Origin of the sequence: Ensifer sp. NPDC090286 (assembly GCF_044769565.1) — a bacterium.
Taxonomy (GTDB): Bacteria; Pseudomonadota; Alphaproteobacteria; order Rhizobiales; family Rhizobiaceae; genus Ensifer.
The window spans coordinates 501,084-517,123 of the sequence record NZ_JBIVYF010000005.1 but is presented as its reverse complement, the minus strand read 5'-3'; the positions used below and the strand labels follow the sequence as shown (position 1 = coordinate 517,123).

The following is a 16,040-nucleotide window of genomic DNA, read 5'->3' as shown; positions in this document are numbered from 1 at the left end:
CGTTACAGATTTGCCTCGCGAACGGGCCATATTACTTGGCGCGCAATTAAGAATATTCGAATTCTATTGACTTTACCCTGATCGAAATTCACTGAATCCACGGTGGGGCGGAGACGGGAACGAAGATGGGGCGGCGACAGCTTCGGGGACTGCTTGCGACAGTGGCAATCCTCTGTCCAGGCGCAGGCTTGGCTGAACCGGTTCAGCGAACCCCACCCGTCGCCGGATCGGTAATTGCCCGCAAATCCGGCGAGGAGGTTCGCTTCGTCGACGTTTCGACCTGGCGCTTCGTCGATCTCGCACAGGACCTTTTGTCCGGCGATATCCTGCGCACCAATGCGACCGGGGCGCTGGCGGTGCTTTTCTCCGACCACACCCAGATCCGACTCGGCCGCAACACGGCGCTGCGCGTCAAGCGCATGGGTACGAATACGAGCGCGGGCAGCGATACCAATCTCGAACTGCAGTCGGGCACGATCTGGGCGCGGGCGGAACGGGGTGGCCAGGGCCTGACGATCGACACACCGGCGGCAACGGCCGCCATACGCGGTACCGACTGGACGCTGACGGTCGCCGGCGACACGACCTCCCTGACCGTGCTTGAAGGCCTGGTCGAGCTCAGCAACGACCTCGGCAGCGTCACGGTGAAGCAGGGCGAAGGCGCCGTTGCCGCGATCGGGAAGGCGCCGACCAAGATCGTGATCGTGACGCCGAAGGACCGCGAACAGATGCTCTTCCATCTGTCGCTGCGCGACGCCTTTGCCCTGATGCCGTCAACCCCGCTCAAGGTGCGCGACATGCGCAATGCGCGCGACCGGATCGAAGCCCGGCCGGAAGCGTCGCGCTCAGCCGAAGACTGGCTGACGCTGGCCGAAATCCAGCTGCGCTTCGACGGGCGGTCCCAGGCCACGGCCGCCCTTCAACAGGCCCGACGCCTCGGCCTCAACCGGTCTCAAGCCGCGCGCGCCTACCTCGTCGAAGCGCTGATTGCCGGTTCCGAAAACCGCTACGGCGATGCGGCCCAGCTCTTCGAAAAGGCAGCACCGGGGCTTGACGCCGACCGCCGCTCGGTTGCGGCCTTCGGCGGCTATTTTGCACGCGCTCTCGCCGACCCGGACCGGATCGAGGAGCCGCCGTCTCAGGCAACAGGTGCCTATGGCGCCTTCGCTGCCGCCTGGACCGCGGGCTTCCGCACCGACATTCGAGCAGCGATCGACACGATCAAGAAGGCGGAACGGCGATATCCGGACGATCCGTTCCTTCCGGCGGCCCGCGCTCAATTCGCGATGCTGCTCGACGATCGAGACGAAACGCGCGCCGGTATCGAAAAGGCGCTTGCGAACGACCCTGATGATCCGACCGCGCTGGAATCGCGCGCCAAGTATCGTTTGCTCATCGAAAACGACCGGGAGGGCGCGCTGGCGGATCTCGAGCGAGCCCTAGAAATTACGCCGGGCGACCCATCCCTCTGGAACTGGGTGGGCCTGGCAAAAAGCGAGCGGGGCGACAATCGCGGCGCCGAGAGAGCATTCCGGAAGGCCGTGGAACTCGATCCGGCCGATCCGCTCTACCACGCCAACCTGGCCTATCAATATCTGGACGAAATGCGGCTCGCGGAAGCGAAGCGCGAGATAGATGCAGCACTTGCAATCGATCCTTCCTTCGACCTCATGCTCGTCGCCCGCGGCCGCTACCATTTGCAGAACGGCGATCTGGACAGGGCCATCGACGACCTTTTGGCCGGCTCGACGGCCAACCCCGCCTACTCCAACGCCCAGCTCCTGCTCTCGGCGGCGCACTATGAAAAGGGAGATCGCATCCCGGCGGCACAGGCCCTCGACAATGCCGACCGGCTCGACCCGAACGATCCCGTCGTCGCGACCGTTCGAACCGCGATTGCGATCGACGAATACGATTCCGATGCGGCGATCCGCTACGCGCAGGAGCTCATGCGGCGGACCCGGGCCCGCGGCGGTGAAAGTGCTCCGCTCGGCGCCAATCAGGATGCCGGATCGACGCTCAACGACGCCTTCCGCCTGCAGGGACTGAACGCCTGGGGGCAATATTACGGCGATGTGGTCTTCGATCCGTTCACGGGATCGAGCTATGTCGACCAGGCGATCCGCGGCAGCGTCAATCCGCTGTTCAACACCTATGATTTCGATGGCAGCCCGGTCGTCAACACGGCCAATCCGCAAAGCTTCTCCGCCTTCTTCCAGGGGCTGTTGATCGAGCCGCACATGCTCGCAAGCCGCGAGCGCACGGCAAACCTCGTCCAGCGGCCGTTCTTCGAGGCCGCGGTCGCAGGCGGCATCATCGCCGACAGCGACCATGAGGGCGGGATCGGCGAAGCGGAGCTGCGCGGACTGACGTTCTCGCCCTTCCCGATCAGCGTCTACGGCAATGTCCATTGGGAGAAACCCCGCGATACCATCGATATCGGCAATGGACTGGCGATCGAGCGGGAAGCGCGCCTGCTTGGCGGCAATGGCTACGTGACGGCCACGCCGACGCCGGATGACAGGGTCGTCGCCTATGCCAACTACGGCGATCTCGACGACAAACGCAGTATTTTCGACATCCCGGATCCCCGCGCCGCCCCTCTCAAGCTCGACGGGCTGAGCGACGACGATTCCTCGCGACTGCTCTCGGGTGTGGCCTGGAGCCACACTTTCGGCTACCGCAACATCGCCAATGCGGCGTTCTTCTTCTCCGATCAGTCCACCACGGAAAACGAGCGGGTCAGGCTCACGGACCCGCGCTTTCCAGATATTGCCACCAGCCGAAGCGACGACAAGCAGCGAACCTATATCGCCGCCATCAATCACCTTTACGGCGATGGCGATTTCACCTGGCGCTACGGCATCGAAGGCGGCGTCGTCAGGTCATCGCAGTCGTTCGATATTTTCGATCCGCTGGGCGTCAGCACCGGCAGCAGCAATGTGCCCGTCATCGCATCCGGTTCGACGTCCGCGACACAGACCGTCGCCAAGGCCTATGTCGACACGATCTACGAAATCACGCCGGACCTGAAGACGGAAGCCGCCCTCTTTGCCCGCTACATCGAAGGCGTCAACGATGGCGATGTCAGGCTCGAGCCGAAAATCGGCATCGCCTGGGCGCCGGCCGAAGGGCACTGGCTGCGCGCGGCCGCCATGCGCGACGGTCTCAACTTCGACGTCGCCACCCTTGCGCCGATCGGCATCGTCGGCCTGCAGCCGAACCAGTTGCGCTTCGGCGCCGAAGGCTATGCCGATACGCTGGCACTGCGTTGGGACGCGGAATGGAACAGCTGGTTCTTCACCGCGCTCGACTACCAGCACCAGGAGGTGCGGCAGCTCGCGCTCGACATTCCGCTTTCCACCACCAGCCTCGCCTATGCCAAGGTCGGGCTCGACCGGGTTGCCGCAACGGCGAACTTTGCCATCGGCCACGGCTTCGGCCTCTCGCTGACTGCGGCCCATACGGAAGCCGACGTCAAGGAACACACCGGCAACCAGCCGGGAGAACTGCTGTTCGTGCCAGAAAACACCGCTCAGGCGGCGCTGACCTGGGTCAGCACGGCGAACGTTAAGACGACCGTTGCTGCCAACTATGTCGGCGCGCGACCCGGTGGTGGAAAAGACCTCGACGATTTCTGGACACTCGACGCGGCCTTGCAGTGGGAGCCGTTCGACAAGCAGATCGAGGTCGATCTGGCGGCCTTCAATCTGCTCGATGAAGATTTCGAACTGGGCAATGGCCTGCCCGGCTGGGGACGAACGTTCAAGGGCACGATCAAAGTGCGGTTCTGATGGAGGAGCGCGTCACGGTGCAGGCATCGAGTGGTCGGTCCGGACAATGGGACAGCCCCCGTTTCCTGCAACGGCGGCTCAAGCTTCTCGCGCTCGCGGTGTTCGTCGCCATCGCGCTGTCGCTCGCCACCTTGACCAATGCCTGGCGGCTGAACGAGTTGCGCAGCTTCGACTACCTGTCGACCATCGACGGCCCCCCGCTGCCCGAGGACAGCCCGATCATAGTCGCGATCGACGAACCGTCGATGGCCGAAATCGGTCGCCAGTGGCCCTGGCCGCGCGCCCTGCATGCACACCTCATCGAGGCGCTGCGCAAGGCCGGCGCCCGCGCGATCGGCATCGACGTGATTTTCGCCGAGCCTTCGGCCGATCCCGCCAACGACGAGGCGTTGGAAAAGGCGCTCGGCGCGGACGTGGTTCTTGCCGGCGACCAGACGCTGGTGGAGACGCCTCAGGCCGACCAGTTCGTGCGCACCGAGCCGCTCGCCCGCTTCATCGCAAAGGGCGCCTGGACCGGGATCGCCTCCGTCAGCCTCAGCGGTGACGGAACGTTGCGTGCCGTTCCCGACTATCCGGACGGCTTTGCCGCCGTGCTCGCGGCCATCGCCGGTGCAAAATCGCACGCACCGCCAAAGGACGCGCTGATCCAGGTTTTCGGACCGGCGCGGACCTATCCCACCGTTTCCTATTACCAGGCGCTCGATCCCGACAATTTCCTGCCCGAAGGCATGTTCGAGGACCGCGTCGTGCTCGTCGGTCTCAGCCTGCAGAATGCGCCATCGATCGCCGAAGGCGGGGCCGATGCCTTCACCACATCGGACACGGTGCATTCGAACAAGCTCGTTTCGGGCGTCGAGATGCAGGCAACCATCTACGACAATCTGGCCCATGAGCTTTTCATACAGCGCGCCGCGAGGCCCTATGTGGTTGCAGCCATTGCGCTGGCTGCGATGCTGGCGGCCTTCTCGGTGCTGCGCACGACCGGCTGGCGCACGCTTGCCTATGGGGCCGTCGCCATCGGCCTCATCGTCGCCGCCAGCTATGCCGCGATGCGCCTCGGCCACGTCTTCCTGTCGCCGCTTGGCCCCGGCCTTGCGTTCCTTGCCGTGACTGCCGGCCAGGCCGGGCTCGACTATGCGGAGGAACGCAGGAAGCGTCGGGAAATCACCCGCGCCTTCCAGCAGTACCTCTCCCCTGCCCTTGTCGAGCGTTTGGCGAAGGACCCGTCGCACCTCAGGCTCGGCGGCGAACGGCGCACGCTGTCGATCCTCTTTTGCGACATCCGGGGCTTTACGACCATTGCCGAGGAAATGAAGGAGGATCCGGAGCGGTTGACGGCGCTGGTCAACCGGCTGCTGACGCCGCTTTCGGAAGCCGTGCTCGAACAGGGCGGCACCATCGACAAATATATCGGCGATTGCCTGATGGCCTTCTGGAACGCACCGCTCGATGATCCCGACCATGCCGTGCACGCCGTCGGGGCGGCGCTCGACATGCTTGCGCGGCTGGAACGGGTGAACAGGGAACTGGAAGACGAGGCGAAACGGGACCGCCGATCGGCCCAAAGCCTGAGGATCGGCATCGGCATCAATACCGGCGAATGCGTCGTCGGCAACATGGGCTCACACCAGCGCTTCGACTATTCGGCCCTTGGCGACGCCGTCAATCTGGCCTCCCGCCTCGAAGGCGCATCGAAGGATTATGGCATCTCCCTGCTCCTCGGTGAGGAGACCGCGCGTCTTGTCGAGAAGACCTTCCCGGTCGCCGAGCTCGATCGCATCACCGTCAAGGGCCGCAGTGCCGTATCGCCGGTCTTCACCGTCGCCGTCGGCGCGAAGAAAGAAGCGCTCGAACGCCATCAAACCTTCGTGCAGGCCAAGTATGACGGCACGCTTCGGGTGCATGACGTGGTGTTCGACCAGTTGAAGAGCGCCCTGCCGCCGCTCGCGCGCTACTACGAAAGGGAACGCTCCCGCCTCGATACGTCAAGGCGGGAACCCAAGTGACGAGCGAAAGTGACCGGGCGAAAGCAGTCGCGCGGTCAGTGGAGCCCGCCGACGCCGAGCAACCGTTCGACGGCGTCGTGATCTCCCGCCAGCGCGTCCGGCGTTCCTGACCAGGCGATCCGGCCCCGTTCGAGCACGATCACCCGGTCGGCAAAGTCGAGCGCACTCTGGATTCGCTGTTCGACGAGCACGATCGTCATGTCGCCGGTCTTTGCCAGTTCGGCAAACGCCTTCATCAGCTCTTCGCAAACAACAGGCGCCAGGCCCTCGAGCGGTTCGTCGAGCAACAGGATCGACGGACGGCCGAGGATGGAGCGTGCCGTCGACAGCATCTGCTGCTCGCCGCCGGAGAGCTGGCTGCCGAGATTGCGCCGTCGCTCGAAGAGACGCGGGAACATGTCGTAGGCTTCCTGGATCGCGCTTTTCGGTCGGCTCTTGAGGCCGACGAAGAGGTTCTCCTCGACGGTCAACGTCGGGAAGACGCAGCGCGCCTGCGGCACGAAGCCGAGGCCCTGCATGGCGCGCGCAGCGCTCGGCAACGCGGTTACGTCCGTCCCGCCCATGCGGATGCGGCCGTCATAGCGGCGGGTCTGGCCGGCAAGCGTTGCAAGCAACGTCGTCTTGCCCATGCCGTTGCGGCCGAGCACGGCAAGGCGGGCGCCCGCCGGAACGGCAAAGGATACGCCTTCGAGCACCCGCGTCGGCCCATAGCCGGCGGACAGGTTTTCCACCTCAAGCGGCGTGGCTGGCATTGGCATAGCTCCCCAGATAGGCTTCCCGCACGCGCGGATCCTTCGTCACGTCGGACGGCGAACCGTCGAAGATGATCGCGCCGGCGGCCAGCACGACCACGCGCTTGGCAAAGCGAAAGACGAGATCCATGTCGTGCTCGATCATCAAGACGGCGAGGTCGGCAGGAAGATCGGCCAGCGCCTGCTCGATGCGACCGGTGTCGCTCTGCGGCACGCCGGCGGCGGGCTCGTCGAGCAGCAGCACCCGCGGTTTCAACGCCAGCGCCACGGCGATTTCCAGCAAACGCTGCTGACCGTAAGCGATCTCGCTCACCTTGCGGTGCATCAGTTCCCGAAGCCCAAGCTTGCCGAGCAGGTCTTCCACCTCGGCCATGACATCGGGCATGCCGAGAAAACTGCCGAACAGGCGGCCGGCGCGGCCGGTGCGTTGCAGGACGGCGAGCGCGACATGCTCGGAAGGCGTCATGTCGGCAAAAAGCCGCGTCACCTGGAACGACCGCACAAGCCCGCGCCGCACGCGGCCGATGGCGTCGACGCTGGTCACGGCCTCACCGTCAATACGCACCTCGCCTGAATCCGGCTTGAGATTGCCGGTCACGAGATTGACGAAGGTCGTCTTGCCGGCACCGTTCGGCCCGATCAGCGCGACCCGGTCGCCCGGCGCCATGCTGAGGCTGACGTCATTGGTGACCGCAAGCCCACCGAAGGCGCGTTTCAGATTGCGGACTTCAAAGATCGGCTGCATCACCGTGCCTCCTTGCGGCGGGCGAAGAACGCAGCCGCGGTGCCATAGATGCCCTTCGGCGCGAAGAGTACGACGGCGATCAACAGCGCGCCGACCATCGTCAGCCAGTGGAAGGGATTGGCGGCCGAGACGACGTCCTCGAAGAACATGAAGACGACAGTGCCCGTGAGCGCGCCGAAGAGCGAGCCGGTACCGCCGAGCACCAGCATGACCAGGCTTTCGGCCGACATCGTAAAGGAGAGACTGTCGAGCCCGACGACCTGGGTGGAGATCGCATTCAGCGCGCCGCCGACGCCGGCAACGGCACCGGATATGACGTACATTTTCGTCAGCGCGATCTTTGGCGACGCCCCCATCGAGCGGATGCGGATCGGATCTTCCTTGATGCCGCGGCACAGCATGCCGAAGGGCGAGCGCACGATCAGCCGCAGCACGACGAAGACAATGGCAAGCAGAGCCACGCCGAAGACATAGGCCGTGCGGCCCCAGAGGTCGAACTCGTAGAGGCCGAGAAGCGCCGTCGGCGCAATGCCGGAGAGCCCGTCGCTGCCGCCGGTCCACGACGAAGCCTTGTTGGCGAACTCGTGGAAGAGATGGATGAGCGCGATCGACAGCACGAGTTGGGGCAGCCCGTGGGCGCGCAGGATGACGACCCCGCAGATAAGCCCGGCGACCGCGCCGGCGACGATGCCGACAGCGAGCATCGCCAGCGGATCGTTGATGCCGTAATGCGCCGAGGCGATGCCGGCCGCATAGGCGCCGGCGCCGAAGAGGGCCGCGTGCCCGAGCGTCGCGACACCGCAGTAGCCGGTGACGAGGTCCAGCGACAACACCAGAAGCGCGGCGGCGATGATCCGGGTCAGGAGCGCCAGATTGTTGGGAAAGAGGAAGTAGCCTATCACCGCGACCAGCAGGATCACCGCCAGTCCGATGAGGTCGCCGCCACCGAACCGCCGACGCACGGGAGCGGTCGCGATCAAGTCGTTCGTCGTCGTCATGGTCATCCCTTGGCCCTCCCGGCGAGCCCGCGCGGGAAGACGCAGATGATCGCGATCACGGCCAGATAGAAGAAGAATTCGCCGAATTCCGGCATGAGATAACGGCCGGTCGTATCGATCGCGCCGAGCAGCAGGCAGGCAACGAGCGCGCCCGGGATCGAGCCGGCACCGCCGACGGAGACGACCACGAGGAACGTCACCATGTAGCGCAGCGCATAATAGGGTTCGACCGGCAGAAGTTCGGCGCCGACCACGCCGCCGAAGGCGGCTAGTCCGACGGCGACAGCAAAGCTCACCGCATAGACGATTTCCGTGCGCACCCCGAGGGCCGCAGCCATTGCCGCATTATCGACGGAGGCCCGCAGCTTGACGCCGAAGGCGGTCTTTTCGATCGCGTACCAGAGGCCGGCTGCAACCGCGAGGCCGCAGACGATCGCAAAGATGCGATGCGTGGCGATCGCCCGGAAGCCGAGATCGACCGAGCCCTGCAGTTCGCCAGGCAGCGGCACCGTCTTCAGCGTCGGACCGAAGACATAGTTGGCGATGCCGATAATGCAGAACGTGATGCCGATGGTCATCAGCACCTGGGTCAGTTCCGGTGCGCCGTAGATCCGCCTATAGAGCAGCCGCTCGATCGGCACGGCGATGATGATGGTGCCAACGATCGCGAGCAGCACGGCAAAGCCATAGGCAAGGCCGAGATCGCGTGCCGCGTAGGAGGCAATGTAGCCGCCGATCATGGCAAAGGCGCCATGCGCGAGATTGACCACGCGCATCAGGCCCATGGTGACCGAAAGGCCGATGGAGATGACGAAGAGCACCATGCCGTAGGCAAGGGCGTCGATCGCAATGCTGAGGACGGTTTGCATGGGGCTATCCGTTGCCCTTTCTTCCAAATTTGGCTGCGCCGGATCAGGTGCGCATACTATGCGCGGAGCGGCAGTCAGGCACCAGCATCCGCAGCGCCGCAGGCGCGCCGGTCGCTCAAGCGCAACCGGTCAACGCGTCATCGGTGTCGGCGGGCGCGCGGGCACCCGCCCAGGTCGACTACTTCAGCGCAGCGAGACCGGGGTCGCCCTGCTTCTCGAAGGTCTGGATTTCCTTGTTGTAATAGGTGCCGTCATCGGCCTTCGCGACTTCGCGCAGATAGATGTTCTGGGTGATGTGGCGCGATTCCGGATCGATCGTCACCGGACCGCGCGGACTGACCCAGGAAAGGCCTTTGACGGCTTCCACGGCCTTTGCCGCATCCTGCTCGCCGCCGGTCGCCTCGATCATCTTGTAGATCACATGCATGCCGTCATAGGCGCCGACAGACGGGAAGGAGAGTTCGGCCGGGTTGCCGATCGCCTTGCTCGCCGCTTCGACGAAGGCCTTGTTCTCCGGCGAGTCGTGCGACACCGCATAGTGGAACGTCGTCTGGATGCCGAGCGCGGCCTCGCCGAGAGCCGGCAAATCGGATTCCTGCGTCAGGTCGCCGGGGGCAAAGAACTTGATGCCGCCGTCCTTCAGGCCGTTTTCCTTGAAAGCCTTGACGAAGCCGAGCGTCGTCGGGCCGGACGGCAGGAAGGCAAAGACGCCCTCGGCACCGGAATCCTTGATGCGCTGCATGATCGGCGAGAAATCGTTGGTCGCAAGCGGCATGCGGATCGCTTCGACCACTTGCCCGCCGGCCGCTTCGAAGCCCGCCTTGAAGGCGTTTTCGGCATCGACGCCCGGGCCGTAGTCGCTGACGACGGAGATGACCTTGGAAACGCCCGCGTCCTTGGCAACCTTGGCGATCGGCGTCGAGGTCTGCCAGGTGGTGAACGAGGTGCGCACGACGAGCGGGCTCTTGGTGACGATCGCCGAGGTCGCCGCATTCATGATGACGAGCGGCACGTTCGCCTGGGTGAGCAGCGGCGTCACCGCCATGGCATCCGGGGTGAAGTAGAAGCCGGCGAGATACTGCACGCCTTCCTTGACCACCAGTTCCTGCGCCAGCGCCTTCGACTGGGCGGGATCGGCCTGCGGCACGTCGCGGTAGATGATCTCGATATCGTCGTCGCCGACCTTGCTGCCGTTCAGCGCCATATAGGCGTCGATGCCAGCCTTGAAGTTCTTGCCCTGCAGGGCGAAGGGGCCGGAGAACGGTCCGACGACACCGATCTTGATCGTGTCGGCATAGGCAGCACCGCTCATCGCCAAGGCCGCAACCGCAGCCAGAATCATCCGCTTCATATTTCCTCCCTGAGATGCCGGCCACTCCCGCGCCCGCATCCTCGTCGCAAACGACTGTCGATTTGATGGTTGTCAGCTTGCCATGCCAAACGGTGATGTAAAAATGAAATATGGGGTGCCAATCATAATTTAGGGGTTATGTTTTGACACAGGTGGCGCCCCTCGACCAGCCGAGGCTCCGAAATCCCCAGCGCATGACACGCACGTTCCCGCACGCGCGCCAGCCCATTGCGATCAACACCAGGGAGCATAGCAAACCACACCGTGGCGGCGCGATCGCGGGTTCGCAGCCTATCGATGCTGCCTATCTAGATCGGCGGGAGGTTTTCCGGCCGCGCCATGTCGATGAAGACCTGGACGCGCTTGGCTCGCAACTTGCCGGGCTCATACTTCTTCAGCCATTCGCCCGTTTCATCTAGGAACAGACTGGCCCCGGCGCCCTCCGACGTCCCGACGCGCGCTGCCTTGTCCCGGTCGGACTTCTTCTTTGCCGTCGCCTCGCGGACAGAGCGGAAATAATAGTGGTTGAACAGCCGGTTGAACTCCGTGAAGTAGATGTCGGCGGCGCGACGATCGCCGCGGATGAGCAGCATGTTCTCGTCGTTGTCGTTGGTCGACGCGTCCGAGAAGTTCGCCGAACCGGTAACGACCATCGGATCCGCGCCAAGGGGATCAGCCAGTAGAAACTTCGAATGCACATAGGCGACGTGAGTGTTGAGCCCGAGCGCCCGCGCATTGGTTTCGCGCGCCCACTGATAGACCGGATCGCGCAGATACGAGCCCCAGGCCTGATAGACGTTCTGTCGCGCCGTGAGCGGAATGAACGGCTTCTTGGCCTTGGCCTTCGGCTGGTCGCGCTTTTCGAGGAGTAGGAAGAGCACCGGATGCACGCCGGACTGGGCACTATTGTCGAGAAACGCCTGCTTGAAGCGGTCGTTGATCCCGAAGGCGAGCGTCACACCGCCATAGGAGCGGGCCTCGTCCAGCGCCTTTACATACATATCCAGAACGGCGCTTCCGGCACGCGGACTGAAGATCGACGTCACGCCGCCTGGAATATCCGCCGGCGCCTGCGGCACTTCGGCGAGGTCGGAAACCGCCTTGCGGAAGGCTTTCCGCTTTGCCCTGCTCGCGGCAGCATTGTCGGTCTTTGCCGCGCCGGGATCGCCGGCGAGCAATTTCCAATAGCTTTCGAACGCCTTGGCGAGATCGGCATCGCGGACCCAATGCCCGACATTGGTCTGGCCATGCACCCCGCCCATCGAGAGGTTCGTCGAGCCGGTCCAGACCTGCGGCTTTCGGCCCTGGTCCTTGGGGAGCAGCACCATGAACTTGTTGTGCTGTATGTCGGCGGGATTGTTCTCGCGCCACCGTGCGATCGCCGCCTTCGGAAGCCCTACGGTGCGAACGATCTCTTTGTTTTCCTCGCGAGGAAAGCTCTCGTGGAACTTGCCCTTCTTGTCGGTATAGGCATTTTCCTTCGCGTCGAGCACGAGCCTCACGTCCACGCCGCGCTCGAAGGCAGCCTTCAGCCTTTCCACGACGGGGCGATATCTGAATTCATAGAAGCAGCCGAGCAGGGTGTCGCCGGCTTCCGCCTCGTCGATGAAACGCAGCAGCGCTTCGTCGAGGTCCCGGCTCAACCATTGCAGCGCCTCGAGCGTTTTTTCGGGCGTTTCCAGCTTGTCCGGCGGCTTGTTTCCGAAACGGCGCCGGTAGGCCTGGCTGCTCGCGACACCGCGGTTGAAGAAGATGTCGTGCGTCTCCTCGCTGAAAAGCGGCTCGGTCTTGATGCCGATCCGGATCGCAGGCGCCGAACGATCGATGTTCTTCGCGTGGCCCGTGAGCGGATGGAAATAATAGTCGTAGCGCCGACCGGGCTTGGCCGTGAAGTCGTCCCAGACGAAACTCTGGACGGGATGGTCGTAGGTCAGGACGACGGTATCCTCGTTGGGATGGGAGATCACCGTCTCGAAGACCTTGAAGCCGTACATGTAGTACCGCTCGCCTTCCGCGGGATCATGCCGCTCGACTGCAAAACCGAGAAGCCCGGTGGTGTCGGCGTTGCGATAGTCGATCGCGAACGAAACCGTGTTGACCCCCGACACGGCAAAGACCTTGTACCCGCCAACCGCATCCGAAACGAAATGCATGCCGCCCTCCCGCGCGTGGTTGCGACAAGCATACTCGCTCAACTTCAAGGAATTACAACAGCGACAACTAAAAAGGCGCTGGATTGGTGCCCTCCGCGCCGCTGCCCGGTGGTCACGGCAGCGTCTCGAAAACACCGCCACACTTGTTACTCCCGCTCGCCCACTTGCGGTGTCAAGCTCTTCAGGACTGCGAGGCATGGCCTTGCGTTGAGAAGCTTTGCTGAAACGAGGAGAAACGGCACCATGACTCAGACAATCGAGAAACGCGACAACGGACGCGCGGACGCCGAGCCGGCGATGCAGAAGCCGGCGGTGGTTTCACAGCAGGTATGGGAAACGGCCCGGCAGGAAATGCTGGTAAAGGAGAAGGCGCACACCCGAGCACGCGACGCGCTGGCCGCCGAGCGCCGGCGGATGCCTTGGATGGCCGTGACCAAAACCTACGTGTTCGAGGGCCCCGACGGCAAGGCGAGCCTGCATGACCTCTTTGCCGGCAGGCGCCAGTTGATCGTCTACCGCGCCTTCTATGAACCGGGCGTGCATGGCTGGCCCGATCACGGCTGCCGAGGCTGCTCGATGGTCGCCGATCAGGTCGCGCATCTGTCTCACCTCAACGCCCGTGACACGACCCTGGTCTTTGCCTCGCGCGCCCCGCAGGCGGACATTGCCAGACTGAAGGCGCGGATGGGCTGGACCATGCCCTGGTACACCATCACCGACAGCTTCGATGCCGATTTCGACGTGGGCGAGTGGCACGGCCACAATGTTTTCTTCCGCGACGGCGAACAGCTTTTTCGCACCTACCTCGTCAACAGCCGCGGCGACGAACAGATGGGCGGCACCTGGAACTATCTCGACATCACTCCGCTCGGCCGACAGGAGGTGTGGGAGGATTCGCCGGCCGGATATCCGCAGACCCCGACCTACAAGTGGTGGAACTGGAACGACAGCTACGTCGAAGGCGCTGCCCCGGACAAAAGATGGGTCGAAGTATCGGATGCCGGCGAGGCCGCTATGCGCGCTTCCGACACGAGCGCGAAGCCATGAGCGTCGGCGCCCGCTCCGGTGAGCGCGACGGGCGGGCGCCCTCCCTCGCCCGTTTGATAGCGGCGGGGTTAGCGCTTGCCGCCGCCCCCACCTTCGCCCTGATGGCCGTTCTTTCGAACATGGGAACCGCCGGTGCCGATCCGATGCTGTGCGGCGTCACCGGACATGCGGCGATCGGCGGGATGACCGCCATGTATCTGCTGATGGGCGCCTTTCACCTTCAGCCCTGGCTGAAACTGATCGACATCAGAAAGAGCTGAGCGATCGGTCTTTGCTCTCGGCGCCCTTCAGTTGCCGGCGTCGCGAGCTAAAAAATCATCCGGCGACATGCTATTGTCGCACGGCACGCAAAAGATGTGGAAACGCCGAAGGGCATATGTCCCTGAAATCGGCGAGTGGGCATGCTGTCGAGTCGGAGAAGCAAGTGACTTCTCGGCTTGAAGTACGGAACGGTTCCACTAGGTAGATTTGGCAAGATATCCGGCAATTGAATCGACCGGAGAGATCAGTCGCTTTCCACCTGTGACCGGATCCGTTCGGAAAATACAGCGAATCAGGAAGTTGACCTTGAGTGTTGCCGCCTCTCAACCGAACCCGACACGTTTCAAGAGCCGCCTGTTGCCTTTGGCAGGCGGCCTGCTGCTTTTCGTTACAGCCGCCGCCGCATCGCTCTACTACATGCGTGGAGCGAAAGAACCTTCGTCGGAGATCGCAGCGATCGCCCCGGCTGTGACCGGCGCCGAAGTCGACGCCGCGATGATGCAGTCGCCGAATTTCCAGATCCTCTTCAGCGACGGCGATCGCGGGCTGATGGTGTACGAGGGTTACGTCTATGTCGTGCGACTCGGCGACAAATTGCCGAGTGGCCGCCGCATGATCGGATTCCAGAAACGGGACGGAAACTGGGCTGCGGTGACGCTTTGACGGCTTTCACCGCCTCCGCATTGTGGATGTTAACACTTTGTTAACGCTCGCTTGCAAGGCACGGGGAACCCCCATTTAGCCACGGTTGCCACCCAGGGCGAACTGGCGCAACTCTTTGTTAAAGAGTCGTGAATCAGTGCTTTGGATGGTGCAGAATGATTAACAAGAAGCTACAGGATGAGCTGGTCGAGCTCGACGAAAGCCCTGCGTTCGAAGGCCGTTCCGTCATGAGCGAACGCGCAGTTCAGGGCATTCCGCTTGCAATCGAAGCGGTCATCGGACGCGCCAAGCTGACGGTGTCGCAGATCTCGAAACTCCATCAGGACGACACGATCCATCTCGATCGCAACTTCGGCGAACCGGTGGAACTCAAGGTCAACGGCATGGTCATCGGCCGTGGCGAGATCGTCTTCGACGAAGCCACCAACGCCATCGGCATCAAGATCATCGAAATCTCCCCGATCGGCGCCCAATAGGCTCCGGCACGTAAGGCGGCTCGTCGTCAGCGGAACTTGGCTTCGACAGCCAGCAAGGCTATGTCGGTAGTTCAACGACACGATCCGGTACGGGAGGAGCCTCATATGCTGATCGATGGAAAAGTCTTTATCGTTACCGGTGGCGGTTCGGGTCTCGGGGCGGCCGTCGCCCGGCGGCTGCATAGCGCGGGCGCCCGCGTGGTTCTCGCCGACGTCAACGCCGCAGCCGGCCAGCAGATGGCCGGCGAACTCGGCAGCAACGCGCTTTTCCAGAAGACGGATGTCACCAGCGAAGCGGATGGCGCCACAGCCGTGGCAGCGGCCCTCGACCGGTTCGGACATCTGCACGGGCTCATAAACTGTGCCGGCATCGCGCCAGGGGAAAAGGTGCTCGGCCGCGACGGCCCGCATCGTCTCGACAGCTTTTCGCGCGCGGTCGCGATCAACCTCGTCGGCACCTTCAACATGCTGCGGCTCGCCTCCGAGGCGATCCAGCGCGAGGAGCCCGGTGAGGATGGCGAGCGCGGGGTGATCGTCAACACCGCCTCGGTCGCCGCCTTCGACGGCCAGATCGGCCAGGCCGCCTATGCCGCTTCCAAGGGCGGCGTCGTCTCGATGACGCTGCCGATTGCCCGCGAGCTCGCGCGCCACGGTATCCGCGTCGTCGCCATTGCGCCTGGCATATTCGAAACGCCGATGATGTCCGGCATGCCGCAGGAAGTGCAGGATTCGCTCGGCAAGAGCGTGCCATTCCCGCAGCGCCTCGGCAAACCGGACGAATTCGCTGCACTCGTGCAGCACATCTGCGAAAACCGCATGCTGAACGGCGAGGTCATCCGCCTCGACGGCGCCTTGCGCATGGGCGCCCGCTGACACGATTGGAGTTGGCCGCGCCCGTCGACGGGCGTGCACCAGGCCGTGGCCC

At 63.7% G+C, this 16,040-nt stretch carries 13 protein-coding genes; 7 read left to right on the top strand and 6 right to left on the bottom strand.

What is annotated here, in order from left to right; genetic code table 11:
- Positions 1–125 precede the first annotated feature (125 nt).
- Complete coding sequence (locus ACIQUG_RS26535) at positions 126–3,794, top strand: FecR domain-containing protein (protein ID WP_402325147.1); 3,669 nt, start codon at positions 126–128, stop codon at positions 3,792–3,794.
- The gene (locus ACIQUG_RS26530; RefSeq protein WP_402325146.1) at positions 3,794–5,800 is read left to right on the top strand and encodes a CHASE2 domain-containing protein; all 2,007 of its coding nucleotides are present in this window, start codon (positions 3,794–3,796) and stop codon (positions 5,798–5,800) included. The genes ACIQUG_RS26535 and ACIQUG_RS26530 overlap by 1 nt, the downstream gene beginning before the upstream one ends.
- A gap of 35 nt (positions 5,801–5,835) precedes the next feature.
- On the opposite strand, the gene ACIQUG_RS26525 is transcribed toward ACIQUG_RS26530, so the two are convergent.
- The 6 genes from ACIQUG_RS26525 to ACIQUG_RS26500 form a co-directional block, all read right to left on the bottom strand.
- Positions 5,836–6,552 carry an ABC transporter ATP-binding protein gene (locus ACIQUG_RS26525; protein ID WP_402325145.1) on the bottom strand — a complete coding sequence of 239 codons (717 nt, stop codon included), beginning with the start codon at positions 6,550–6,552 and terminating at the stop codon, positions 5,836–5,838.
- A complete protein-coding gene (locus tag ACIQUG_RS26520) occupies positions 6,533–7,297 on the bottom strand; it encodes an ABC transporter ATP-binding protein (RefSeq protein WP_402325143.1) in 765 nt (254 codons plus the stop codon). The genes ACIQUG_RS26525 and ACIQUG_RS26520 overlap by 20 nt, the downstream gene beginning before the upstream one ends.
- Positions 7,297–8,301, bottom strand: a complete 1,005-nt coding sequence (locus ACIQUG_RS26515) for a branched-chain amino acid ABC transporter permease (RefSeq protein ID WP_402325142.1) — start codon at positions 8,299–8,301, stop codon at positions 7,297–7,299. The genes ACIQUG_RS26520 and ACIQUG_RS26515 overlap by 1 nt, the downstream gene beginning before the upstream one ends.
- Entirely contained in the window at positions 8,298–9,164 is an 867-nt protein-coding gene (locus ACIQUG_RS26510; protein ID WP_205236273.1) for a branched-chain amino acid ABC transporter permease, read from the bottom strand. Before ACIQUG_RS26510 ends, ACIQUG_RS26515 begins: the two co-directional genes overlap by 4 nt.
- Before the next feature lie 178 nt (positions 9,165–9,342).
- Positions 9,343–10,515 carry an ABC transporter substrate-binding protein gene (locus tag ACIQUG_RS26505; RefSeq protein ID WP_043614704.1) on the bottom strand — a complete coding sequence of 391 codons (1,173 nt, stop codon included), beginning with the start codon at positions 10,513–10,515 and terminating at the stop codon, positions 9,343–9,345.
- Positions 10,516–10,823: 308 nt separating this feature from the next.
- Positions 10,824–12,668 carry a phospholipase D-like domain-containing protein gene (locus ACIQUG_RS26500; RefSeq protein WP_402325141.1) on the bottom strand — a complete coding sequence of 615 codons (1,845 nt, stop codon included), beginning with the start codon at positions 12,666–12,668 and terminating at the stop codon, positions 10,824–10,826.
- 243 nt (positions 12,669–12,911) lie between these two features.
- On the opposite strand from ACIQUG_RS26500, the gene ACIQUG_RS26495 reads away from it, so the two are divergent.
- From ACIQUG_RS26495 to ACIQUG_RS26475, 5 genes are all read left to right on the top strand, one after another.
- Positions 12,912–13,715, top strand: coding sequence for a DUF899 domain-containing protein (locus tag ACIQUG_RS26495; protein WP_402325140.1), 804 nt, complete (start codon positions 12,912–12,914; stop codon positions 13,713–13,715).
- The gene (locus ACIQUG_RS26490; RefSeq protein ID WP_402325139.1) at positions 13,712–13,975 is read left to right on the top strand and encodes a hypothetical protein; all 264 of its coding nucleotides are present in this window, start codon (positions 13,712–13,714) and stop codon (positions 13,973–13,975) included. The genes ACIQUG_RS26495 and ACIQUG_RS26490 overlap by 4 nt, the downstream gene beginning before the upstream one ends.
- A 307-nt stretch (positions 13,976–14,282) precedes the next feature.
- Entirely contained in the window at positions 14,283–14,639 is a 357-nt protein-coding gene (locus ACIQUG_RS26485; protein WP_402325138.1) for a hypothetical protein, read from the top strand.
- 155 nt (positions 14,640–14,794) lie between these two features.
- Positions 14,795–15,115 carry a FliM/FliN family flagellar motor switch protein gene (locus tag ACIQUG_RS26480; protein ID WP_051659531.1) on the top strand — a complete coding sequence of 107 codons (321 nt, stop codon included), beginning with the start codon at positions 14,795–14,797 and terminating at the stop codon, positions 15,113–15,115.
- 105 nt (positions 15,116–15,220) lie between these two features.
- Positions 15,221–15,988: a 3-hydroxyacyl-CoA dehydrogenase gene (locus ACIQUG_RS26475; protein WP_402325136.1), complete on the top strand. Its 768-nt coding sequence runs from the start codon at positions 15,221–15,223 to the stop codon at positions 15,986–15,988.
- Positions 15,989–16,040 lie beyond the last annotated feature (52 nt).

Excerpts from the sequence above, each read along its gene's own strand:
- ACIQUG_RS26475 (WP_402325136.1), top strand. The coding sequence starts at position 15,221 with ATGCTGATCGATGGAAAAGTCTTTATCGTTACCGGTGGCGGTTCGGGT.
- ACIQUG_RS26480 (WP_051659531.1), top strand. The coding sequence starts at position 14,795 with ATGATTAACAAGAAGCTACAGGATGAGCTGGTCGAGCTCGACGAAAGC.
- ACIQUG_RS26525 (WP_402325145.1), bottom strand. The coding sequence starts at position 6,552 with ATGCCAGCCACGCCGCTTGAGGTGGAAAACCTGTCCGCCGGCTATGGG.
- ACIQUG_RS26520 (WP_402325143.1), bottom strand. The coding sequence starts at position 7,297 with ATGCAGCCGATCTTTGAAGTCCGCAATCTGAAACGCGCCTTCGGTGGG.
- ACIQUG_RS26515 (WP_402325142.1), bottom strand. The coding sequence starts at position 8,301 with ATGACCATGACGACGACGAACGACTTGATCGCGACCGCTCCCGTGCGT.
- ACIQUG_RS26510 (WP_205236273.1), bottom strand. The coding sequence starts at position 9,164 with ATGCAAACCGTCCTCAGCATTGCGATCGACGCCCTTGCCTACGGCATG.
- ACIQUG_RS26535 (WP_402325147.1), top strand. The coding sequence starts at position 126 with ATGGGGCGGCGACAGCTTCGGGGACTGCTTGCGACAGTGGCAATCCTC.
- ACIQUG_RS26505 (WP_043614704.1), bottom strand. The coding sequence starts at position 10,515 with ATGAAGCGGATGATTCTGGCTGCGGTTGCGGCCTTGGCGATGAGCGGT.
- ACIQUG_RS26530 (WP_402325146.1), top strand. The coding sequence starts at position 3,794 with ATGGAGGAGCGCGTCACGGTGCAGGCATCGAGTGGTCGGTCCGGACAA.
- ACIQUG_RS26500 (WP_402325141.1), bottom strand. The coding sequence starts at position 12,668 with ATGCATTTCGTTTCGGATGCGGTTGGCGGGTACAAGGTCTTTGCCGTG.
- ACIQUG_RS26490 (WP_402325139.1), top strand. The coding sequence starts at position 13,712 with ATGAGCGTCGGCGCCCGCTCCGGTGAGCGCGACGGGCGGGCGCCCTCC.
- ACIQUG_RS26495 (WP_402325140.1), top strand. The coding sequence starts at position 12,912 with ATGACTCAGACAATCGAGAAACGCGACAACGGACGCGCGGACGCCGAG.